19 protein-coding genes are annotated in these 23,624 nt (G+C 42.6%); 7 read left to right on the top strand and 12 right to left on the bottom strand.

What is annotated here, in order from left to right; all coding sequences use genetic code 11:
• Nucleotides 1-34 precede the first annotated feature (34 nt).
• Genes pcnB through PP2015_RS02785 form a run of 5 tightly spaced genes read left to right on the top strand, consistent with a single transcriptional unit; the run spans nucleotide 35 to nucleotide 3,790 of the window.
• On the top strand, nucleotides 35-1,402 hold the full coding sequence (pcnB, locus tag PP2015_RS02805) for a polynucleotide adenylyltransferase PcnB (RefSeq protein ID WP_058028834.1): 1,368 nt from the start codon (nucleotides 35-37) through the stop codon (nucleotides 1,400-1,402).
• Nucleotides 1,399-1,887 carry a 2-amino-4-hydroxy-6-hydroxymethyldihydropteridine diphosphokinase gene (gene folK / locus PP2015_RS02800; RefSeq protein WP_058028833.1) on the top strand — a complete coding sequence of 163 codons (489 nt, stop codon included), beginning with the start codon at nucleotides 1,399-1,401 and terminating at the stop codon, nucleotides 1,885-1,887. The genes pcnB and folK overlap by 4 nt, the downstream gene beginning before the upstream one ends.
• Before the next feature lie 21 nt (nucleotides 1,888-1,908).
• Nucleotides 1,909-2,703 carry a 3-methyl-2-oxobutanoate hydroxymethyltransferase gene (panB, locus tag PP2015_RS02795; RefSeq protein WP_058028832.1) on the top strand — a complete coding sequence of 265 codons (795 nt, stop codon included), beginning with the start codon at nucleotides 1,909-1,911 and terminating at the stop codon, nucleotides 2,701-2,703.
• Nucleotides 2,703-3,551, top strand: a complete 849-nt coding sequence (gene panC / locus PP2015_RS02790) for a pantoate--beta-alanine ligase (RefSeq protein ID WP_058028831.1) — start codon at nucleotides 2,703-2,705, stop codon at nucleotides 3,549-3,551. The genes panB and panC overlap by 1 nt, the downstream gene beginning before the upstream one ends.
• Before the next feature lie 14 nt (nucleotides 3,552-3,565).
• The gene (locus PP2015_RS02785) at nucleotides 3,566-3,790 is read left to right on the top strand and encodes a hypothetical protein (RefSeq protein WP_058028830.1); all 225 of its coding nucleotides are present in this window, start codon (nucleotides 3,566-3,568) and stop codon (nucleotides 3,788-3,790) included.
• Nucleotides 3,791-3,887: 97 nt separating this feature from the next.
• On the opposite strand, the gene PP2015_RS02780 is transcribed toward PP2015_RS02785, so the two are convergent.
• The 10 genes from PP2015_RS02780 to PP2015_RS02735 all read right to left on the bottom strand — a co-directional run bounded on the left by PP2015_RS02780 (nucleotide 3,888) and on the right by PP2015_RS02735 (nucleotide 15,776).
• Nucleotides 3,888-4,856 (bottom strand): PstS family phosphate ABC transporter substrate-binding protein, encoded by a 969-nt coding sequence (locus PP2015_RS02780; RefSeq protein WP_058028829.1) that lies wholly within the window; start codon nucleotides 4,854-4,856, stop codon nucleotides 3,888-3,890.
• A gap of 104 nt (nucleotides 4,857-4,960) precedes the next feature.
• The gene (phoR, locus tag PP2015_RS02775; RefSeq protein WP_058028828.1) at nucleotides 4,961-6,268 is read right to left on the bottom strand and encodes a phosphate regulon sensor histidine kinase PhoR; all 1,308 of its coding nucleotides are present in this window, start codon (nucleotides 6,266-6,268) and stop codon (nucleotides 4,961-4,963) included.
• Between the two features lie 27 nt (nucleotides 6,269-6,295).
• On the bottom strand, nucleotides 6,296-6,985 hold the full coding sequence (gene phoB, locus PP2015_RS02770; protein ID WP_058028827.1) for a phosphate regulon transcriptional regulator PhoB: 690 nt from the start codon (nucleotides 6,983-6,985) through the stop codon (nucleotides 6,296-6,298).
• A gap of 555 nt (nucleotides 6,986-7,540) precedes the next feature.
• Nucleotides 7,541-8,605: a class II fructose-bisphosphate aldolase gene (gene fba, locus PP2015_RS02765; RefSeq protein WP_058028826.1), complete on the bottom strand. Its 1,065-nt coding sequence runs from the start codon at nucleotides 8,603-8,605 to the stop codon at nucleotides 7,541-7,543.
• Between the two features lie 172 nt (nucleotides 8,606-8,777).
• Complete coding sequence (locus tag PP2015_RS02760; RefSeq protein WP_058028825.1) at nucleotides 8,778-9,956, bottom strand: phosphoglycerate kinase; 1,179 nt, start codon at nucleotides 9,954-9,956, stop codon at nucleotides 8,778-8,780.
• 42 nt (nucleotides 9,957-9,998) lie between these two features.
• Nucleotides 9,999-11,012: an erythrose-4-phosphate dehydrogenase gene (gene epd, locus PP2015_RS02755; protein WP_058028824.1), complete on the bottom strand. Its 1,014-nt coding sequence runs from the start codon at nucleotides 11,010-11,012 to the stop codon at nucleotides 9,999-10,001.
• A 109-nt stretch (nucleotides 11,013-11,121) separates the two neighbouring features.
• Nucleotides 11,122-11,742: an exonuclease domain-containing protein gene (locus PP2015_RS02750; RefSeq protein ID WP_058028823.1), complete on the bottom strand. Its 621-nt coding sequence runs from the start codon at nucleotides 11,740-11,742 to the stop codon at nucleotides 11,122-11,124.
• Nucleotides 11,743-13,581 (bottom strand): DUF294 nucleotidyltransferase-like domain-containing protein, encoded by a 1,839-nt coding sequence (locus tag PP2015_RS02745; protein WP_058028822.1) that lies wholly within the window; start codon nucleotides 13,579-13,581, stop codon nucleotides 11,743-11,745.
• 195 nt (nucleotides 13,582-13,776) lie between these two features.
• Nucleotides 13,777-15,501 carry a sodium:solute symporter family protein gene (locus tag PP2015_RS02740; protein ID WP_058028821.1) on the bottom strand — a complete coding sequence of 575 codons (1,725 nt, stop codon included), beginning with the start codon at nucleotides 15,499-15,501 and terminating at the stop codon, nucleotides 13,777-13,779.
• 11 nt (nucleotides 15,502-15,512) lie between these two features.
• Nucleotides 15,513-15,776: a DUF4212 domain-containing protein gene (locus PP2015_RS02735; protein WP_058028820.1), complete on the bottom strand. Its 264-nt coding sequence runs from the start codon at nucleotides 15,774-15,776 to the stop codon at nucleotides 15,513-15,515.
• A gap of 379 nt (nucleotides 15,777-16,155) precedes the next feature.
• Between PP2015_RS02735 and PP2015_RS02730 the strand changes: the two genes are divergently transcribed.
• Both PP2015_RS02730 and purU read left to right on the top strand, forming a co-directional pair.
• Nucleotides 16,156-19,590 (top strand): PAS domain-containing hybrid sensor histidine kinase/response regulator, encoded by a 3,435-nt coding sequence (locus PP2015_RS02730; protein ID WP_058028819.1) that lies wholly within the window; start codon nucleotides 16,156-16,158, stop codon nucleotides 19,588-19,590.
• 76 nt (nucleotides 19,591-19,666) lie between these two features.
• Nucleotides 19,667-20,497: a formyltetrahydrofolate deformylase gene (gene purU, locus PP2015_RS02725; RefSeq protein WP_058028818.1), complete on the top strand. Its 831-nt coding sequence runs from the start codon at nucleotides 19,667-19,669 to the stop codon at nucleotides 20,495-20,497.
• A 111-nt stretch (nucleotides 20,498-20,608) separates the two neighbouring features.
• On the opposite strand, the gene PP2015_RS02720 is transcribed toward purU, so the two are convergent.
• A complete protein-coding gene (locus PP2015_RS02720; RefSeq protein ID WP_058028817.1) occupies nucleotides 20,609-21,262 on the bottom strand; it encodes a response regulator transcription factor in 654 nt (217 codons plus the stop codon).
• A 92-nt stretch (nucleotides 21,263-21,354) separates the two neighbouring features.
• Entirely contained in the window at nucleotides 21,355-23,295 is a 1,941-nt protein-coding gene (acs, locus tag PP2015_RS02715) for an acetate--CoA ligase (protein ID WP_058028816.1), read from the bottom strand.
• Between the last annotated feature and the right edge of the window lie 329 nt (nucleotides 23,296-23,624).

Raw genomic sequence — 23,624 nt, 5'->3', positions numbered from 1 at the left:
TAGGAGACGGGTCATTATTTCCAAGCTAATTAATATGTGCAAAAAGTGGGTCAAGCCAGACTCAGCAGATGCACACCATACAACCTCGGCCACACCCGCTTTAATCACTCGTGCCGAGCATGGTATCTCGCGCAAGCAATTTAGCCCGAATGCCATCAAAGTTTTGTATCGCTTGAAAGATGGTGGCTATGACGCTTACCTCGTTGGTGGTTGTATTCGTGATATTTTGATGGGGATCCAGCCAAAAGATTTCGACGTTGTCACCAATGCTACACCAGAAGAAGTCAAAAAATTATTTAGAAATTGTCGCCTAATCGGCCGCAGGTTTCGCTTAGCGCACATCGTTTTTGGTCGAGAGATTATTGAAGTCGCCACCATGCGCGGTCACCATGAGGCCGATGAACGCAAAAATGCGACCAGCCAATCAAGTGAACATGGTCAACTGCTCCGTGACAATGTATATGGTACCATTGAAGAAGACGCTCAGCGTCGCGACTTCTCTATAAACGCCCTGTACTACTCGATTAATGACTTTAGCATCCATGATTTTGCACGTGGTGTCGAAGCCATCAACGCGCGTAAAATTGAACTGATTGGCGACCCAGAAACTCGTTACCGTGAAGACCCGGTGCGTATGTTACGCGCAGTACGCTTTGCCACCAAGCTCGATATGGAAATTGCGCCAGGCACGAAAAAGCCTATTTATGAGCTTGCTGATTTACTGGGTAACATTCCACCTGCCCGCTTATTCGAAGAAACACTAAAACTATTTTTAAATGGTAAAGCGGTTGAAAACTACCTTCAGCTTCGCGAGTTTGGCTTATTTAAACAGTTATTCCCTGCACTAGATGACATCTTAGAGCAGAGTGAAACCGGTTTTGAAGCGCGCTTTATTGAGCAAATGTTTGCCAATACCGATACGCGTATTAATCAGGATAAAAAAGTCACGCCGGCGTTTGTCTATGCTGCGCTGCTTTGGTTCCCGCTACAACAACGTACTCAACAGATTGTTGAACAGCAAGGCATGTCAGAATTTGACGCCTTCAATCAAGCTATGAATCAAGTATTAAGCCAAAACGCTCAACATGTGTCAGTGCCAAAACGCTTTACGTTAGGTGCACGTGATATCTGGCATATCCAAATGCGTTTAGACAAACGTTCAGGCCAACGCGCTTATCGCTTAAGCCTTCAGCCTCGCTTTAAAGCTGCTTATGACTTCTTACTGCTGCGTGTAGAAAGTGGCGAAGACGCTCAGCAAGCGTTAGCTGATTGGTGGACTGAATACTTAAAATCAGATGTCACCGGTCAAAAAGAGCTTGTCAAAAACTTAGGCCAGTCTGATGGCAAAAAGCCGCGTCGCCGTTACCGCAGAAAGCCAAAGAAAAAAACAGGTGATGCATGATCCCAGTTTATATTGGCTTAGGCGCCAACCTTGAAGCACCTGTTGAACAGCTACATAATGCGGTTAAAGCCCTTAGTACACTTGTTGACTGTGAGCTTAAAAAAGTCTCAGCGTTTTATTCATCTAAGCCTATGGGGCCGCAAGATCAACCTGATTATGTTAATGCCGTTGCATTACTCAACACCAGGCTTGCACCTGAAGCTCTGCTTGATGAATTACAACGTATTGAACTTGAACAAGGTCGCCAGCGTAAAGATGAACGCTGGGGCCCAAGAACCCTAGATTTAGATATTTTGCTGTTTGGCGAGCAAACCATAAACACCAAGCGCTTAACCGTGCCGCATTATGGTCTATGTGAACGTGAGTTTGTGGTATATCCACTATTAGAAATCTCACCTGAACTTAAGCTGCCGAATGGCAACACACTGGCTGATATTGCTCAGCAAGTGCCGCTCAATGGTTTAACGCCGTTAGAGTTGAATTAAATTAACCCCAAGAGGAACAACATGGCTAAAGTGACCGTCTCTACACTGGCTAAAATGAAACAAGAAAAACAAAAAATTACCGCATTAACGGCTTATGATGCGAGTTTCTCTCAGCTTTTTCACAACCAAGGTGTTGATGTTGTTTTGGTTGGTGATTCACTGGGTATGGTTTTACAAGGCGGTGACGATACGCTTGCTGTCACCACTGATGACATTGCCTATCACACTAAGTGTGTTCGCGCTGGTTCAAAAGAGCTATTTGTAATAGCTGATATGCCATTTATGAGCTATGCCAACGTAGAGCAGTCTTGTCATAATGCTGCTCAGTTGATGCGAGCGGGTGCAAACATGGTGAAACTAGAAGGTGGCGAGTGGTTACACGACAGCATTCGTGCATTGACTCAGCAAGGTATTCCTGTGTGTGGTCATTTAGGTTTAACGCCTCAGTCTGTTCACGTATTCGGCGGTTTTAAAATTCAGGGTCGCGAGTCTGAACAAGCTGATAAGATGGTTGCAGACGCACAAGCGCTAGAAGCCGCTGGTGCACAGCTACTCGTCATTGAATGTATTCCTTCGGCGCTGGCTAAGCGTATCACTGAGTCTGTAGATATTCCTGTGATTGGTATTGGCGCAGGCAAAGACACTGATGGCCAAATTTTAGTGATGCATGACCTTGTGGGGATTTCAGCGGGTTACATTCCTAAGTTTTCGAAAAATTTCTTAGCCGAAACAGGCAACATGCACGATGCAGTTAAAAAATACTGTGATGATGTAAAATCGGGTGCCTTCCCAAGTAGCGAGCACGAGTTTAACTAATGCAGTCAGTCAGTGAAATAAAATCGCTTCGCAGCCAAATTAAGGCTTGGCGTCAGCAAGGCTTAAGCATTGCATTTGTGCCAACGATGGGCAATCTTCATCAAGGCCACTTTTCACTTGTAGAAAAAGCGAAAACACTGGCGGATAAAGTCGTTGTGAGTATTTTCGTCAATCCAATGCAATTTGGTGCCAACGAAGATTTAGACAGCTACCCGAGAACATTAGACGCCGACAAACAAGGCCTTGCTGAAATTGGTACTGCGCTTGTGTTTACCCCGACCGTTGATGTTATGTATCCAAATGGGCTAGCTGCGCAAAGTTATGTAGACGTACCTGATATTTCTATGGGTTATTGCGGTGGTGCGCGCCCTGGTCATTTCAAAGGCGTAGCAACCGTCGTTACCAAACTATTCAACATGGTACAGCCAGACTTTGCTTGCTTTGGCGAAAAAGACTTTCAGCAATTACAAGTCATTCGCACAATGGTTCGAGACCTGTCTATGCCAATTGAAATCATTGGTGTACCAACACAGCGAGAAGTATCTGGACTTGCGATGAGCTCCCGTAATGGTTACTTATCTGAGCAAGAGAAAGACACAGCCAAAGTGTTGTATCAAACGTTGTTAAATGCGGGCCAATCGCTTGAACAAGGTAATAAAGCATTCGATGCGATTGAGCTAGAAGCGAAACAAGCACTTGAACAAGCTGGTTTGAAACCTGATTACTTTGCTGTTGCTGAAAAAGACAATTTAAAACCTGCTACACTTGAAACTAAAGAGTTTGTTATTCTTGCGGCCGCTTTCTTAGGCAAAGTGAGACTGATCGATAACTTACAAGTTTCTGCGTAGAAGGATAATTAAAAATGAAAGCTTTACTTATTGTCGTCTCTGTTTTGTTAGTGGGCTGTACAGCTACCAGTAGTGAACTGAATCAGTGTGCACAACAAAACTATCAATGTGAGAGTAACTGTGCGCAACGTCACACCGAAAACACGCTAGGGCATCAGATCTGTAGCAATGAATGTATTGATGACTACAACAGTTGTAAGGCTGAAACCGAAGCTTTGCTGAATAAGCCGTTAAATTAAAAAGATTGCTACCAATACTGGTTTAAGCTATTTGATATTATTCAGACACAAAAAAACCGCTGAACGTCAGCGGTTTTTTATTTTTTTATCTATTCGATTATAGAAGACCTAACTTCTTCATTTCAGCAGCAGCAACCTTGCTAGGAAGTGGTACATAACCATCTTTCTCTACGATTTGCTGACCTTCTTGAGAAAGTACCATCTTTAAGAATTCAGCTTCGATTGGTGAAAGCGGTTTGTTAGGGTGCTTGTTCACGTAAACATATAGGAAACGTGATAGTGGGTATTTACCTTTAGAAACGTTATCTAAAGTTGCATCTACGAACTTATCACCTTTTTTCGCTAGTGGTACAGTACGAACACCTGAAGTCTTATAACCAATGCCTGAATAACCGATTGCATTGATTGAAGAAGAGATTGACTGTACTACTGATGCAGAACCAGGTTGCTCATTTACGTTGTTACGGAAGTCACCTTTACATAGTGCTTTCTTTTTGAAGTAACCATAAGTACCTGATACAGAGTTACGACCATAAAGCTGTACGTCTTTACCAGACCAGTCACCGTTAAGACCTACATCACCCCAACGGTTGATTTCACCGTCAGCACCACACTTACGTGTTGAAGAGAAGATTGCATCAACTTGGTCAATACGAAGACCTTTGATTGGGTTATCTTTGTGTACAAATACTGCTAATGCATCGATTGCTACACGCACTTCAGTTGGCTTGTAACCGTAGCGCTTTTCGAACGCTTCGATTTCTTTTGATTTCATCTTACGGCTCATAGGACCGAAGTTTGCAGTTGCTTCAGTTAATGCCGGTGGCGCAGTTGAAGAACCCGCTGCTTGAATTTGGATATTTACGTTAGGGTAAATACGCTTATATTCTTCAGCCCAAAAAGTCATCATGTTTGCAAGCGTATCAGAACCTACAGATGAGAAGTTACCTGAGATGCCACTTGTTTTATTGTACATAGGTAGCTTTTCATCTAAAGCTGATGCTGGTGTTGATAATAGAGTTGTTACCGCTACACCCATTGCAGCTACTAAACTTTTAAATTTCATTTGGGTTTCTCCAGTTGTTCGTCCCAATTAGTTAACGAGGTTCATTTTGCAGCGATTAAATGACAGTTAAATTACTTAAAAATGACACTTTTATGACCACTGTTTTATTTATTGTCATAATCAGCAATACGTGTTTTTGGAAAAGCAAAAGAAAAACAAGAACCTTTACCTACTTCACTGCTGATATTTAAATGTGAATCATGACGCGTTAATACATGTTTAGTGATGGCTAAACCTAAGCCTGAACCACCTGTTTTGCGACTTCTTGCCTTATCAACTCGATAAAAGCGCTCAGTCAATCTATTAATATGCTCAGGGGCTATGCCATCACCATTATCAGTCACAGAGAAATGCGCTTGGTCATCTTTTATTTGCCATTGCACATGAATATTGCCGTTTGGCTTAGTGTAATGCACCGCATTGAACACCAAATTCGAAAAGGCGCTACGTAACTCATCCGGTGCACCGACAATATCAAGCTCAGGATCAACATCAAAACTGATCTCGTGCCCTTTTTCTTTATTGAGTGAATTCGCTTCGGTCGCAATCAGTGCCAGCATATCAGGCACTCTAACCGGTTTGTCATTATCGTATTTACGTGCCCCCTCTATTCGAGAAAGTGACAGTAATTGATTGACCAAACTGTCCATACGATGACATTGCTCAATCATGGTTTGATGTGCTTTTGCCCACATTGATGGTGGTGGCAGATTCTCTTCGTCCATCATTTCTAGGTAGCCAGTCACTACCGTTAGCGGTGTACGAAGTTCATGAGATACATTGGCGACAAAATCTTTACGCATCTGCTCTAACTGTTTCAGCCGAGAGATGTCGCGAACCACCATCATAAGCTGGCCCGCATAAGGCATTACCCTAAATTCAAGAGTTTGCTCTTGATTATGCGATACCTCAAGTTCTAATGGCTCATCGAACTTTTGTTTGTTCATGTATTTTGCAAATTTTGGATCACGCACTAAGTTATCTAAGCGCTGACCATGATCGGTTGGCCATTGCAGTCCTAATACTTTCAGCGCAAGCTGATTACACCAAATAATGCTTAAATCAGTTTGCAATACGACGACTGCGTCAGGTACCGCTTCAGCACCTTCACGAAAACGACGGATCAACTCAGCCAATTCGTTACGTTTTTTTCGGTTGCGATGCTGTAGATGATAGATCCCTTCAAAGATCTGCTCCCATGCGCCCTCACCTTCAGGGGGATTAAAACTACGTTGATTGAGGAGCCAATCACTGAGTCGATAGAGCTGATGATAATGCCACAGTAATAGCGCGATCGCGCCCAAGAATAGCAAGATAAAAGGTGCGCCGATTAAGACGCCCACTAAAGCCAGTGGTATAAAATACAAAAACAGGCGCTTAACTAACGCCTGTTTATTAATTACTCGATACATAAATGCTGTGTATCCAAAACTGTGTGCTTACATTTTACTAGAAAAACGGTAACCAGCGCCGCGAACAGTTTGCACTAGTCTGTCATGTCCTAGTGGCGCAATTGCTTTTCGTAGACGTCGAATATGCACATCAACAGTGCGATCTTCAACATACACGTTGGTACCCCAAACATGATCTAATAATTGCTCGCGGCTGTAAACACGCTCAGGGTGTGTCATAAAGAAGTGTAGTAAACGGAACTCTGTTGGACCCATGTCTAATTCATTGCCCGCCGACGTTACTCGGTGTGAAATAGGGTCTAAACGTAAACCATGCACTTCTATGGCTTCTTCAAGTGAGGTTGGAGACACACGACGAATAACCGCCTTAATACGTGCCATTAATTCTTTAGGAGAGAAAGGTTTAGTCACATAGTCATCTGCACCTACCTCAAGTCCTTTTACTTTATCTTCTTCTTCACCGCGTGCAGTTAACATGATGATAGGGATCTGACGCGTGAATTCACTTTGCTTAAACTTTTTAGCAATTTGAATACCGCTGCCGCCCGGAAGCATCCAGTCTAGTAAAACCATATCAGGGTATGGCTCTACCATTGCAGCCATAGCCGAATCATAATCTTCAGCTTCTATTGCCTGAAATCCATTTTGCTCCAATACGAAAACCAACATTTCTCTGATTGGTGCTTCATCATCAACTACAAGTACTTTACGTGACATTCCCACAGTTCTCTTCGATTTACCCAAGTTGGTTTCATTATTATGACTTAGTATGACAGTTTTATGAAAAAATAATCCGATCTTAAAAAGAAATATTTATCAGGTCACATAATTGACAAAATACATTATTCCATAAATAACAATAAATTATATGAATTATGTAGATATCTACACCCCTATTTTAGTCGCACTTAAACTCCATCTATTTTTACATCTGTTTACTCTACTTGTTAAATCGAGTTGATCGGATCACGCAAATACGCACTGATTAAATAGAGATCACTTTTTGACTAAGTAGTGCACTGAGAGATCAGTTTTATACCAAGAGAGTTGGTTTTGAGGATCAAAACTTGGATCTTGATATACAGTTTTGGGGTGATTTTGAGTGTAAATTACTCGACAAGTTAGTAAGAAATCGATCCCAGATCACTTAACTTGGTAAGATCTTGATCCTCAATCTCGAAAATCAGATCTAAGTTAGTTTGAATTAGTAAAATACTGATCCAAAAAAGCCCCAATACCGGGGCTTAATATAAAATCAGCTAGACTTGGTTATTACTTGATCTGTGGATCAAGCTCACCTGATAAATATTTCAGGTGCATATCGTCTAGTGAGATTGGTTTGATCTTCGCAGCATTACCCGCAGTGCCAAACGCTTCATAACGCGCAACACAGATCTCAGTCATTGCTTTCGTCGCTTCAGCTAAGAATTTGCGTGGATCAAAGTTAGATGGGTTGTGTGCAAGGTGACGACGGATAGCACCTGTTGATGCTAAACGTAAGTCTGTATCGATGTTTACTTTACGCACACCGTACTTGATGCCTTCTACGATTTGATCAACTGGTACACCGTAAGTTTCAGGGATCTCACCACCAAATTCATTGATTACTGCTAACCACTCTTGCGGTACAGAAGAAGAACCATGCATAACTAAGTGAGTATCAGGGATACGAGCGTGGATCTCTTTGATGCGGTTGATTGCTAAGATGTCACCTGTTGGTGGACGTGTGAACTTGTAAGCACCATGTGATGTACCACACGCGATTGCTAGCGCATCTACGCCTGTTTTCTTAACGAAGTCTGCAGCTTCTTCAGGATCAGTTAATAGTTGATCTTCAGTTAGCTTACCTTCAGCACCAATGCCGTCTTCTTCGCCAGCTTCACCTGTTTCTAGTGAACCAAGTACACCTAGCTCACCCTCAACAGACACACCGCATGCATGCGCCATTTCAACTGTACGACGTGTTACGTCTACATTGTATTCATATGAAGAAGGTGTTTTACCATCTTCCATTAAAGAACCATCCATCATCACTGATGAGAAACCTAATTGGATAGAACGCTGACATACACCTGGAGATGTACCATGGTCTTGGTGCATAACAACTGGGATATGTGGCCATTCTTCTACAGCCGCTAAAATCATATGACGAATGAAAGGTGCGCCTGCATAAGCACGTGCGCCCGCAGAGCCTTGAACGATCACTGGGCTGTTTGTTTTATCAGCCGCTTCCATGATGGCACGCATCTGCTCTTGGTTGTTAACGTTGAACGCTGGAACGCCGTAACCATGCTCTGCTGCATGATCAAGAAGTTGACGCATACTGATTAAAGCCATTTTGCTTTCTCCAATAGTCGATAGCCTTTGCTATCTAGTTTGAACGGATATATCGAAAGTAGCCTTTCGCTTGCTACTAATACCAATTAAGGAAATTGGTATAATTTATTTACCTTAATCTGAGTGAGAGTGATTAAGATAAAAAGGCCAGCAAAAGCTGGCCTGAAAACTATTACGCGCTTGCTCTTTTCTCAAGCATAGCAACAGCTGGTAGTTTTTTCCCTTCTAAGAATTCTAAGAAAGCACCACCGCCCGTTGAAATGTAAGAAATTTCATCTGCAACGCCATATTTATCAATTGCTGCTAGCGTGTCACCGCCACCTGCAATAGAGAAGGCATTAGACTTTGCAATTGCATTAGCAATCGCTTCTGTGCCATTACCAAACTGGTCAAATTCGAAAACACCAACTGGGCCATTCCACACAACCGTGCCTGCATTTTCAATGATTTTAGCTAGAGTTTGTGCTGTATCTGGACCAATATCGAAGATCATGTCTTCATCAGATACTTCAGTCACATCTTTGATAGTCGCCACAGCTGACTCAGAGAACTCAGTGCCCACAACCACATCTGTTGGTACTGGAATGTCACCATCATTAGCACGTGCTGCTGCTGTTAATTTGTTTGCTTCGTCGATTAAATCAGCTTCGAAAAGCGACTTACCAACAGGATGACCTGCTGCCGCAACGAACGTGTTCGCGATGCCGCCACCAGCAACTAGCTGATCAACCACAGTTGATAGTGAATCAAGTACAGTCAGTTTAGTCGATACTTTTGAACCACCTACAATCGCCACAAGTGGACGTGCTGGGTTATCAAGTGCCTTACCTAGTGCATCAAGTTCAGCTGCTAACAGTGGACCAGCACAAGCAACTTCTGCAAATAGACCAACGCCATGTGTAGACGCTTGAGCACGGTGAGCCGTACCGAATGCATCCATCACGTATACGTCACATAATGCAGCAAGCTGTTTAGCTAGTGCTTCGTCGTCTTTCTTTTCACCTACATTGAAGCGTACGTTTTCAAATACAACCACTTCATTGTCAGCAACTTCAACACCATTTAGGTAATCTTTTTCTAAACGTACGTTTTGCTCTAACGCTTCGTTTAGGTAATCAACCACTGGCTGAAGTGAGAATTCTTCATTGTATTCGCCCTCAGTTGGACGACCAAGGTGAGACATCACCATCACTTTTGCACCTTTTTCAAGTGCAAGTTTAATAGTCGGAAGTGAAGCGCGAATACGCGCATCAGACGTTACTTTGCCGTCTTTTACTGGCACGTTTAAATCTTCACGAATTAAAACACGCTTGCCTGATAAATCTAGATCCGCCATTTTGATGACTGACATTGATGTCTCCTTTAAGAACGATACTGGGTAATAGCTTTGTTGTTATTTAGCGGCCATCATGGCCTCAGCGGTGTCGAGCATACGGTTCGCAAACCCCCACTCGTTATCACACCATACTAAAAGTTTTACTAACCTTTTATGACTTACGCGTGTTTGCGTGCCGTCAATGATACAAGAATGTGCATCATGGTTAAAATCTACCGACACCAAAGGCTCTTCGGTATAACTTAAAATATTTTCTAATCGGCCTTCTGTATTAGCCTGAATTGCTTGATTTATTTTATCTAAATCAACGTCTTGATTTAGCGTAACACTTAAATCCATGGCCGTCACATTTATCGTCGGAACACGTACTGCGATGGCTTCAAAGCGACCTTCAAATTTAGGCAAGATGCGCTCAATGCCACGGGCTAATTTAGTATCGACTGGAATAATTGACTGACTCGCTGCACGAGTACGGCGTAAATCACTGTGATATGCATCGATCACTTGCTGGTCGTGCATCGACGCATGGATCGTAGTAATTGCACCCGATTCAATGCCAAAGGCATCATCAAGGACTTTGATCACAGGTACAATACAGTTGGTTGTACAAGAACCATTAGAAACAATTGTGTGCTCAGCTTTAAGCTCTTCTTCGTTAATGCCATACACTATGGTTGCATCAACATCTGCATCGGCAGGTTGTGAGAATAAAACTTTTTTAGCGCCTGCATTTAGGTGTTTTTGAGCGTCTAAGCGACTGTGGAACACACCAGTACACTCAAGTACCACATCAACTTGCAAAGCCTGCCAAGGTAAATGAGCCGGATCTGACTCACTAAACAATTGGATCTTATCGCCATTTACTTCTAAGAAAGGTGCATCATGCGAAACCGAGTAAGCAAAACGACCGTGAGAGGTATCATATTTAAGTAAATGCGCAACGGCTTTGGGATCGGCTAATTCGTTAATAGCCACGATTTCAATATCTTGATGGCGGCCTGACTCGTATAATGCACGCACAACATTGCGTCCAATACGACCAAACCCATTTATTGCCAGTTTTATTGCCATTAAGTTGTGGACCTAGCTAAATGCAGAGACAGGAAAGTAACTTCCTAAAAGATGGCGCTATTGTAATCGACATAGGCAAATTATGTATACACTTGCGCGAAAAAAAATCTCACATCAAGGCTGAAAGTTTAAGTGGCTTACCCGCCCCAATTTTATTTATTAAGACTAACAACAACTCGGCTGTTGCTAAGGCATCGGTGAGTGCATTGTGCACCTCATAGTCTGGCAGTTGATAACGAGTGCGACAATTCGCCAGAGTCAGGCTGTCCTGATGTAATTCGGTGTTTTGCTTTAACTGACGCCTTTTCTCTATTTGCATGGTGTCAACAATGGCCAAAGGAAGTGCCTCTAAACCTAACGCTTTGCTATTTAATCGGATAAATCCCCAATCTAAATAAGCGTTGTGACACACTAAAACCTTACCATGTAAAACATCACATAGCTCAGTCATTAACGTCTTAAGAGATACCCCTTCACTAAGCGTTTGCTCATCAATACCGTGAAAAACTGGGCTCTGCTCTAACTGCTTCACGTCACTATTAATGATGTGCCTAGCGCTTTTTAATTGAATTCTGTCACTTCGCATTGTTACCCAAGCTGCAGATACAATTTCATGTGCTTTAGGATCGAGCCCTGTGAGTTCAAGATCTAAAACCACAAACTCCACTTCATCAAGTGACTTGCCTTTGGCTTTTAAATAGCGAAGCGCTTTTTGTACTAACTTCTGCATTTACAAACTGCCTCTGGCAAACTTAAACGCGCAGGCTTGCTGTGCTTGCTTAATCAGATAAAACGCTTCTTTTAACTGATGTTTTTCTAAAGAGGTAAGCATTTCTGGATCAATACAATTGCCCGGCAAGCCCTCTTTATTCAATTGGGTTTTGAGTCGCAATTGTGTCAGGTAACGCCAACAATCTTTGAGGTTATAAATGTCTTTAGCGCTTATGAGATTAAATTTAGTCAGTGCATCCAGACGTTCAAGGGTATTGGCCCGCCTTACTCCAGCTTTTAGCGCATAGAGCCTTGCAATATCATTGATGATCACAACCCCGCGCTTTTTCAGATCTAAATACTTATGCTTAGACTCACTCTTCTCAAGCTTAAATTGCTGGAACAAGCCAATCGGTACTGAGTTCGCGTTAATATCTGTGGCCATGGCCGCAAAAAAGAGTTCATTTTTGCTTATTCTTTCAAGCGACACACATAAGTCACTATATAGCTCATTCGAACCATCAATAAAGCGTAGATCAAAAAAGATCTTACAGTTCAACATGGCTTGTGGCGTGGGGGATTTGATCCACTTAAAAAATCGCTCTGACCACTCATTTAAGGTGCCGCAACATTCAGGGTTACTTGCCATAATATTACCTGGGCAACGCTTAATACCGCATTCAACCAGTTGCTCACAGACAAATTCGCCCATTCCTTTGAAATAAGATCTTTGCGCCTCGGTTAAATTGTTCGGTAGTAATAAACCATTGTCTTGATCTGAATGCAGAGTTTGCTCTTCACGGGCTTGTGAACCAAAGCAAATAAAACTAAACGCACATGGCGCTGCGCCATGCTCTTGCTGATAAATACGAATTAACCGACTGGTCAAAGCATCGGTCAGGCCACTTAATAGCTTGCCCATGACCGAGATATCATCAATGTTATGAGAAAAGCGCTTTAATAATGCAGGGATCTCTTGTGCATACAAGCGTAACTGCTGAACCGATGTCGCTTTGTAGATGCGGCCAATCAGTTGTACTGGATCGCTTTTTTGCTGACGTAACAAATCTGTGCTGGTCAACATACCCAGTGGTGTGTAATTTTCATCCAGCACAGGCAAGTGATGTATGTTGTGTTTGAGCATTAAATGCAAAGCAGAAAACACCCGATTATTTTCGAAGATGAATTTTGGCTTGCCCGTCATAACCTGATTTATTGCAATATTAGGGTCGACATCTTTGGCCAGAACTCGATTACGCAAGTCTCTATCAGTGAGTACACCAATAAGACTTTCTTGCTCGGTGACCATAATGGAAGAGACCCCATGATCACTCATTTTCACCGCGGCATCACGAATTGATGCATCAGGTCCGAGTGTTATCGCCTTTCTGGTCAATAACTCACTGATTTTTTTCTCAGACCAATTGTCGCTTTTCTGCTGATAATGAGATGACAGTAAACGATTGGCATGAGCGCGCACAAAGTGTTGTTCGAACGCCTTATATTCACGACGTAAATAGTCAAAACTGGTTTGGTTTAAGATGTAGATTAAGCCGGGGGTCGACACTTCGATGCGATTTTGTATGGCATCGCCGGTTAATAAAGACGGGAATCCAAAATAGTCACCTTCTGCGATTTGTGTGATCACTTCTTCTTTGGCATTGACCAGATCATATTGACCTGAGCGGACTAAGTATAAATTTGGCTCAGTTGATTTAAGCCATTGCGACTGGTTGTCTTTATTTAAGTAAACAATTTCTAAATGGGACACAAAATAGTGGGTCGCCGCTTCTGGTAACTGACTAAACGGCGCCTGTAAGGCAACAAATTTTGCGACTTCAGCAACTTCTGGGGTCATGCTCTACTCCTAAGTCACCCGCCTATAAACAACTACAATAAAAGAGAGGAATGTTAGTGTTTACGCTTAGGTATGAATCGTTTTAGCAAAATACGGCTATAAAACTGAATTTTTAGAAATGTAAAAACAGCACTTTGCTAAAACGAATAAAAGCCCAGCCTGGTCGGCTGAGCTTTGTGCTTATTCGCTCAAATATTAGTGGGCGTGTGCCTCACCTGAGCCTTTAGGGTTACGAATACTGTCAACCATGTCTTGAACTTCTTTTGGTGTTTCAGCAGTGAGTTTAAGAACAACCGCCGCTACGATGAAGTTAACTAGCATACCGATGATACCAATACCTTCTGGAGAGATACCGAATAACCAGTTTGCAGGTGCATTTAGTTCAGGGCTGATGAACTTGAAGTAAATGATATAAGCCGCTGTGAAGCCAATACCAGTTACCATACCCGCAATCGCACCTTCTTTATTCATCTTCTTAGAGAAGATACCCATGATGATTGCTGGGAAGAAGCTCGCTGCTGCTAGGCCGAATGCAAATGCCACAACTGAAGCCACGAATCCTGGCGGGTTGATACCAAAGTAAGCTGAAATTGCAATCGCTATCATCGCCGATAAACGCGCAGCTAGTAGCTCTTGTTTATCACTGATATCTGGTTTCAGCGTACGCTTAAGTAAATCGTGCGATACCGAGGTTGAAATTACCAGCAGTAGACCCGCCGTGGTTGATAGTGCTGCTGCAATACCACCCGCTGCGACTAATGCAATAACCCAAGCTGGCAGATTCGCAATCTCTGGGTTCGCAAGTACCATGATGTCACGATCAATCTTCACTTCGTTCGCACTGTTTGGATCTGAGATCTTGCCCGCAGAGTACTGCATCTTGCCATCGCCATTCTTATCTTCGAATGTGATAAGGCCAGTTCTTTCCCAGTTTTTAACCCAAGCTGGTGCTTCTTCATATAACGTACCGCTACCGTCTTTACCATTGATTGTGTCAATCATGTTTACACGCGCAAATGATGCAACTGCAGGTGCTGTCGTATAAACAATCGCGATGAATACAAGCGTCCATGCTGCTGAGATGCGCGTATCTTTTACTTTTGGTACTGTGAAGAAGCGAACGATTACGTGAGGCAGACCCGCTGTACCGACCATAAGCGCGGCAGTGATAGCGAATACATCGATCATGCTCTTAGAGCCTTCGGTATATTGAGAGAAACCCAGTTCGGTACTCAGTCCATCAAGTTTGTCGAGCATATATACACCCGAGCCATCAGCTAGAGTTGCACCAAAACCTGTTTGCGGTAATAAATGGCCAGTCATCATCAGTGAGATGAAGATAGCAGGTACTAGATAAGCAAATACTAATACACAGTACTGAGCAACCTGTGTATACGTGATACCTTTCATACCACCTAATACAGCGTAGAAGAATACGATAACCATACCGATGTAAACACCAGTCTCAATGTCTACCTCTAAGAAGCGAGAGAATACAACACCTACGCCACGCATTTGTCCGGCAATGTAAGTGAAACAGATAAAGATTGCACACAAGATAGCTACTACACGGGCAACTTGAGAGTAATAACGATCTCCTATGAAATCTGGCACTGTAAATTTACCAAACTTACGAAGATAAGGTGCTAGGCAAAGTGCCAGTAGAACATAACCACCGGTCCAACCCATTAGGTAAACACCACCGTCGTAACCGGCGAAAGAAATAATACCCGCCATTGAAATGAATGATGCTGCACTCATCCAGTCTGCGGCTGTTGCCATGCCGTTTGCCACAGGTGGTACACCACCGCCAGCAACATAGAATTCTTTAGTTGAACCCGCACGAGCCCAAATTGCGATGCCGACATAGAGCGCAAAACTCAAGCCAACAATAATAAAGGTAAGAATCTTAACATCCATCTTTGTGCTCCTTATTCATCTACGCCGTATTTTTTATCAAGCGTATCCATTTTGAACACGTAGACAAAAATCAAAGCCACAAAGGTGTAAATTGCGCCTTGCTGTGAAAACCAAAACCCTAATTTGAATCCAAAGAAGCGGATCTCATTAAGTACATCTACCAGTAAAATGCCAAAACCAAATGACACTACAAACCATACTGTTAATAGCTTAAACATGAGGCTCAGATTTTCTGACCAATATGCTTTTGCTTGTTCTTCGTCTTTAAAAGCCATTTTTGTTGTCCCCTATCACTCACCAATGAATTGGCTGTGTTGGTGTTAATCGTCACTATCTACATTAGCAACGCCCTTACAAGTTGGAATTGCTACCTTAGTCGTAACACCAAGTTAACGTTTACGTAAACTGCAGATTGACACATTAAAAACATCAAGTTTAATTATATTTAACAAACACTTAGCAAATTAAACGTTCGCATTTTGAGCAAAAAAGGCATTTTGGGGATGATATAAGACATTAGTCTAATTTGAACAAGATAATAAACACAAAACCCATATTAAACAGTTAGTTAAACATTGAATTGCGATACAAAAAGGATTACAAAAAAAGCAAATGTGGTAAGGTTATTTGGTCGACTATAAAAAAGATAAGACTATGAGCGCTGCACTAATATTTGTTTCTCTTTGTTATATAGGGGTTTTATTTTGGCTCGCGAACTGGGGAGATAAAACCACCCCCCGTGCGCTAAAATTTAGCCATCACCCTTTTGTGTACGCATTGGCACTCGGCATTTATTGTACCTCATGGACTTACTATGGCGCCGTGGGTACTGCAGCAGCAAGTAGCTGGCATTATTTGCCGATTTTACTTGGCCCCGCTCTCTTATTTTTATTCGGACAAGGCTTTCTAAGAAAACTGGTATTAGTCAGTAAAAAACAAAATATCACCACCATTGCCGATTTTATCTCTGCCCGCTACGGCAAACGACAAACCACAGCCGTTATGGTCACCATGATAGCTTTATTGGCGACCATTCCCTATATTGCACTGCAACTTAAAGCGCTGAGTTCTAGCTTTTTATTACTACAACAAGATGAACAGCTTTCAGGGACTGTTTTAGCGCTTACTGGTACCTTGATCATCGCCCTGTTTGCTATCTTTTTTGGTACACGAAAAGTCGACGTCACCGAATACCGTTCAGGCTTAATGCTGGCCATTGCGTTTGAATCTATTATTAAGCTGTTAGCACTCGGGGCTGTTGCGGCTCTGGCATTAATCGCGTTATATAATCAGCCTAAGCACAGCTTAAATTTGCTCACCCACTGGCAAGACTTTAACTTTAGTAGTTTCAACTTTATCGGCCAAAGCCTGATCGCGGCTGCGGCTATTATCTGCCTGCCCAGACAGTTTCATGTGACTGTGGTAGACAACCAGGATAGAAAGCACTTACTTACTTCACGTTGGGCATTCCCACTATATCTTATGTTAACGGCAGCAATGATAGTCCCCATCGCCACGGCTGCTATTCACCCTAATATTGGCTCTCAATTGGCAGCAGACAGTTTTGTATTGGCACTGCCTATTTCAACCGGCCACCCCATTTTAACGACATTTGTTTTTATCGGTGGACTTTCTTCGGCAACTGCGATGATCGTTGTCGCAACACTCACACTCAGTACTATGTTGTCGAATGATGTGGTATTGCCACTGGTATTAAAGCGCCGGTTTCACCGCGCCCCTACACTGGGTAACTATAAGTCTTCCATTCTCTTGATCCGCCGCTTCATCATCGCCGCCATTTTATTGTTGGCTTACTTATACCAACAACATTTTGGTCATGGGGAATCACTGGCAAGTATGGGTCTTGTCGCATTTTCTTTAGTTACTCAGTTATTACCAGCCATTGTTGGCGGTTTGTACTGGCGCAAAGGTCATGCTTACGGCGTTTATGCAGGCTTATTAGCTGGGTTTATTTGTTGGACGCTGTTTTTAATGATGCCCATGGTCGATATGGGGTTTTCTCTCAACTTCGAGGCAAGACAGCAGCTTATCACTCAGGGCACCTTAATCGCCCTTTTTGCAAACATCAGTTGCTACATCAGTTTTTCATTGGGTGCCCATGAACGTTTAATCGATAAAATCCAAGCTGCAGCTTTTGTCAATCCACGTGAAGAGGCGGCGCTGATTAAGCGTATGAACAAAAACGTCAAGGCGACCGTGTATGACTTTAAAGTGTTATTACAGACTTTCTTAGGTGTTCAGCGCTCACAACAACTGCTTGGTCATTATACGTTATTGCATGATATTGATGACAATAACGCCTATCCAGAACCAGAATTTATTGCCTATTGTGAACGTGCCCTCACTGGGGTTTTGGGTGCCTCATCTGCTCAGGCGCTGATCCATACAGTCGCTTCAGGCAAGCAAATGGCATTTGAAGAGGTGGTTAACTTTTTTGATGAAACTACCCAAGCGCTTCAGTTTAACCAAAACTTACTCTACACCTCACTCGAAAACCTCTCTCACGGTATTTCTGTGGTAGATAAAGACCTTAACCTCGTCGCTTGGAACAAACGTTATGCTGAGATGTTTAATTATCCTGAGGGCTTTTTAGAAGTCGGCCAACCAATAGAAGAAGTCATTCGTTTTAACGCGCAACGTGGTGAATGTGGCCCAGGTGAAATTGATCGCCTTGTTGAAAAGCGCGTACAACATTTAAGAAATGGTACACCGCATCATTTTATTCGCCACCGCCGAGATGGTCAGGTGTTTGAGATGACGGGTAACCCACTACCTGAAGGCGGGTTCGTGACCAGTTTTAGCGATGTCACCATGCACATCGCCACACAGAATGCCCTAGAAGAAATTAACATGGATCTTGAAAACCGCATCGAAGCGCGAACTCAGGAAATCCGAAATATTAATAAAGACTTAGAAGCACAAATAGACTCGCGAATTGAAACCGAGCACGCCTTAATCGCTGCAAAAAAAGAAGCTGAAAAAGCCAATGACAGTAAAACCCGCTTCTTAGCACTCGCCAGCCATGATATTTTGCAGCCGCTCAATGCCGCCAGACTATACTCAGCAGCGATTGATCCTAACCACTTATCATCTCAAGATAGAGGCAGCTTTGATAAGCTCAACGACTCGCTCGATTCTACCGTTCACCTGATGTCATCTTTGCTTGATATTGCCAAATTAGAACAAGGGGCAATGCAACCAACCCCAAGACATTTTAGTATCGATGATATTCTCTGCCCTCTTGCTAATGAGTACGCGATTTTATCGAGTGAAAAAGGGCTTAAATTAAAAGTAAGAAGCAATCAAAATATTGTGCATAGCGATACCACTTATTTACGTCGTGTGATCCAAAATTTAGTCTCGAACGCGGTTAAATACACTGACACTGGCAAAGTATTAATTGCAACCCGCAAACGCAAGCATGGCTTATTGGTTGAAGTGTATGATACGGGCCCTGGGATCAGCGAATACGAACAAGCAAAAATCTTTAACGACTTCTATCGCATACATTCAAATGACAATAAAGGCGTAGGTTTAGGCTTAGGGGTCGTAAAACGTCTATGCGACCTGCTGTCTATTGTCTTAGAAGTAAAGTCTATTCCGGGTAAAGGGAGCCGCTTTAGCGTATTAATCCCTTATGGCGACGCTAATTTAGTAGCGAAGAAAACCCTCACAACCTCCAGCATGCCACTTGGAGATAACAACGCTAAACTCAGTGTTATCGCCGTTGACGACGATCCTAAAAATCTTGAAGCCATGTCGAGCTTATTGGCCAAATGGCAAACTAACTACGACCTATTTAATGATGTTGATTCGGTACTGGCGCATGCTAAATCAAATAAAGCCCCTGATTTAATCCTCATGGACTATCAGTTGGGTACTGAATGTGATGGCATCACCTTAATCAAAACTCTGAGAGAGATATGGCAATCACAAGTACCCGCAGTACTCATTACCGCTGTACGCGACCAAGAAGTGAAAGCTGAAGTAAAGGCTTTGAACATTCATTATCTATCAAAACCGGTAAAACCGGCAAAATTGAAAGCATTAATGAACTTTGGCCGATAATTAGCATGAATTAGCTGTTTTCATTCCTCTGTAATAAAGCTAGAGTAACTATTCGACTTTGCAGAGGAATGAGGAAATGCAAACAATATTAACCACACAGTGCGATGATGATGTAGGTCTGATCGCAAAAATTACTGGGCTCTGTTACGAGCATAATCTAAATATCACTCGTAATAACGAATTCGTTGATAAAGAAGCGAAACGTTTCTTTATGCGTACCGAATTAATCGGTGAACCCAGTGAAACTTTTCTTGAACAATTACAAACCTTGTTACCATCAGGGGCTAAAGTTGAGCTATTTGATGAATCAAAAAGAAAAGTAGTATTACTGGCTACAAAAGAAGCCCACTGCTTGGGTGGTGTGCTACTTAAGCAATATGAGCAAGCGTTTAACATTGAAGTGCAAGCTGTCATTGCGAACTACCCAGATTTAGAAAAACTGGTGTCTGGTTTTGATATTCCCTTTCATTGTATTTCACATGAAGGGTTAAGCCGTGAAGAGCACGATAAACTCGTCGGGGATGCAATTGCGCAGTATCAGCCAGACATTATTGGCCTTGCCAAGTATATGCGTATTTTATCACCTGAGTTTGTTGCGCGTTTTGAGAATAAAGTGATTAATATACACCACTCTTTCTTGCCTGCGTTTATTGGTGCCAAGCCTTATCATCAAGCATTTGAGCGCGGTGTAAAGATTGTCGGCGCAACCGCACACTTTGTGAATAATGAACTTGATGAAGGGCCTATCATTGCGCAAAATGTGACGCCTGTTACCCATATACACAACGCCGAGGCCATGGCAAAGATTGGCCGAGATATTGAGAAAACCGTGTTCTGTAATGCCTTACAACTCGCTTCTGAGCACAAGCTGTTTATCAATGGCAATCGTACAGTGGTATTTAGCTAATTAATCTGAAAACAGAGGGGCTTGTTACAGTTTGGTATTAACCTCTGTGACAAGCTTATGTAGGGAGTCTTGCAGCGACCTTCCTTGCCGATTGCAACTTTTTTGTGTTGTTTAATTCACTGCTTCTACGGGTTCTAGTTGTAGTTTTGAAGCAATCAGTACTGCTTGAGTACGGTTATAAACACCTAATTTTCTAAAGATGGCAGTAATATGTGCTTTCACTGTCGCTTCAGAAATATGTAGTTCATAGGCAATTTGCTTATTCAGTAAGCCTTCGTGGAGGTACTGTAAGACTTTATATTGTTGTGGTGTCAGTGAGGCAACTTGCTGTGCGAGTTCTTTATCTTCATTTTCAACATTGGCTACTTTGTCTTTTATATTTTCTGGTAACCAAGTTTCACCTTCGAGTACAGCTTCGATACCTTGCGCGATATCTTGTGTTGAAGAGGCTTTTGGAATGAACCCCATAGCACCGTATGCCATTACTTTAGAAATGATGCTGAGATCTTCGCTACCCGATACAACCACAATAGGCAGGCTTGGGTAATCCTCACGAATACGGATAAGACCATATAAATCACCGCTGCCGGGCATATGTAGATCAAGTAAAAGTAAATCTAACTCGTCTTGCTCTGATAACACAGCAAGAGTACTGTCAAAACTTTCAGATTCGAAAACGGTTAAATCTTCAAACTGACTTTGCAACGCGCCTTTTAAAGCTTCCCTGAATAAAGGGTGATCATCCGCAATTAAAAACTGATTCATGCTTTTCTCCTAAAAATTCGGCTGTCATCTGAAAGAGGACAGCCGATATAGTACGATTAGAATTTAATGAAATTCAAGTTTTTAGCGTTTTATTAACGATTTAAACGATTTTCTATTAATTCATCTACTACAGTAGGATCGGCCAGTGTTGACGTATCACCCAGCTGTTGGTGCTCATTTGCTGCGATCTTACGTAAAATTCGGCGCATGATCTTACCAGAGCGAGTCTTAGGCAAGCCCGGTGACCATTGGATCATATCTGGAGAAGCAATTGGGCTTAACTCTTTACGAACCCAGTTACGAACTTCTTTCGTTAGTTCATCGCTTACCTGTACACCTTCATTCGGTGTCACATACACATAAATACCTTGGCCTTTGATGTCATGTGGGTAACCAACTACCGCAGCTTCTGCGACTGCTTCGTGCGCAACTAAGGCACTTTCAATTTCAGCAGTACCTAAGCGGTGGCCTGATACGTTCAATACGTCATCTACACGGCCTGTGATCCAGTAATAACCATCTTCATCGCGACGACAACCATCACCTGTAAAGTAAACACCCGGATAAGCTGAGAAGTAAGTTTGCTCAAAACGCTCATGGTCACCATACACTGTTCGCGCTTGTGACGGCCAGCTATCAAGAATAACTAAGTTACCTTCTGTTGCGCCTTGTAGAGTTTCACCCGCGGCATCAAATAGAGCTGGGGCAATACCAAAGAATGGACGTGTTGCCGAGCCTGGTTTCATGTCTGTCGCACCAGGTAGTGGCGTGATCATGATGCCACCCGTTTCAGTTTGCCACCAAGTATCTACAATTGGACATTTGCTGTTACCAATACGCTCATGATACCAAGTCCATGCTTCAGGGTTGATTGGTTCACCTACTGAACCCATGATACGCAGTGAATCACGCTTTGAACTCGCTGTTGGCTCATCGCCTTTCGCCATTAGTGCACGAATAGCCGTCGGAGCAGTATAAAGAATGGTTACGTTATGCTTATCTACCACCTCACCAATACGACCTGCACTTGGGTAAGTTGGCACACCTTCGAATACTACCTGTGTACAACCATTAGCCAATGGGCCGTATGCCATGTAGCTGTGACCTGTGATCCAACCCACATCGGCTGTACACCAATAAATATCATCTTCTTTAATATCGAACACATATTCATGTGTCATTGAAGAGTAAACTAAGTAACCACCGGTTGTATGTACGACACCTTTAGGCGTGCCTGTCGAACCTGAGGTATAAAGAATGAATAATGGATCTTCTGCATTCATTGGCGTTGGTTCACATTCAGCAGGTACATCAGCTGTTAGCTCGTGCCACCATACATCATGACCTTGCCAATCAACTTCACCACCTGTTAGTTGATGCACAACAACATGCTCAACCGTCGTTACGCCATCTTGAGACACAGCTTCGTCAACATTGGCTTTAAGCGGCACTGCATTACCACCGCGGCGACCTTCATCAGATGTGATAACCACTTTCGCGCCAGAATCCTTGATTCGATCTGCGATGGCTGATGGCGAGAAACCACCGAATACCACTGAGTGGATAGCACCAATTCGCGCACAAGCTTGCATTGCATAAATTGCAAATGGTGTCATCGGCATATAGATGGCAACGCGATCGCCTTTTTCAACACCCAGCTTCTTAAGGCCATTAGCAAGCTTTGCTACTTCGTCGTGAAGTTGTTGGAAGGTAATATTTTCGCTATGGTCTGGGCTGTCGCCTTCCCAAATTAGCGCAACTTTATCGGCTTTATCTTTAAGGTGACGGTCGATACAGTTATAAGATGCGTTAAGCTCACCATCTTCATACCAATTAATGCTGATGTGTCCTTTGTCGAAAGACGTGTTTTTAACTTTTGTATAAGGGGTTGACCAATCAAGACGTTTACCGTGTTCAGCCCAAAATGCTTCAGGGTTGTCGATAGACTGTTGATATAAAGTTTCATACTGGTCGTTATTAACTAATGCATTGTTCTTGATAGCTTCAGGAACCGGATAAATGCTCTGTGACATAGTCATCTCCATATTAATTTACTTGCCCTTGGGCTTTCATCAAGGATCACTCAGGCGTTGCAGTTTAAGAATTAGACCTTAGTTGTATACAGGTTAAAAAACAAACAAAGATCATTTTTTGCAATAAAGTGCCCAAAATAGAACCAAACAGTACAACCCTATATTAAATAAATGAAAAATACAGCGTAAAATACGATTAACCACTATTTTTATAGACGGAATACTGCCACGAATTATTAATGGTCTGTGAACTGTTTGTTTATTATTCCACCTTAGTCGTATAGACCAAAGGCTAATTGAGCAAAAAGCGACCATCAACAACAGTGGGT

The sequence above is a fragment of the Pseudoalteromonas phenolica genome (assembly GCF_001444405.1).
Taxonomy (GTDB): domain Bacteria; phylum Pseudomonadota; class Gammaproteobacteria; order Enterobacterales; family Alteromonadaceae; genus Pseudoalteromonas; species Pseudoalteromonas phenolica.
This window is presented reverse-complemented; position numbering and strand designations above follow the sequence as displayed.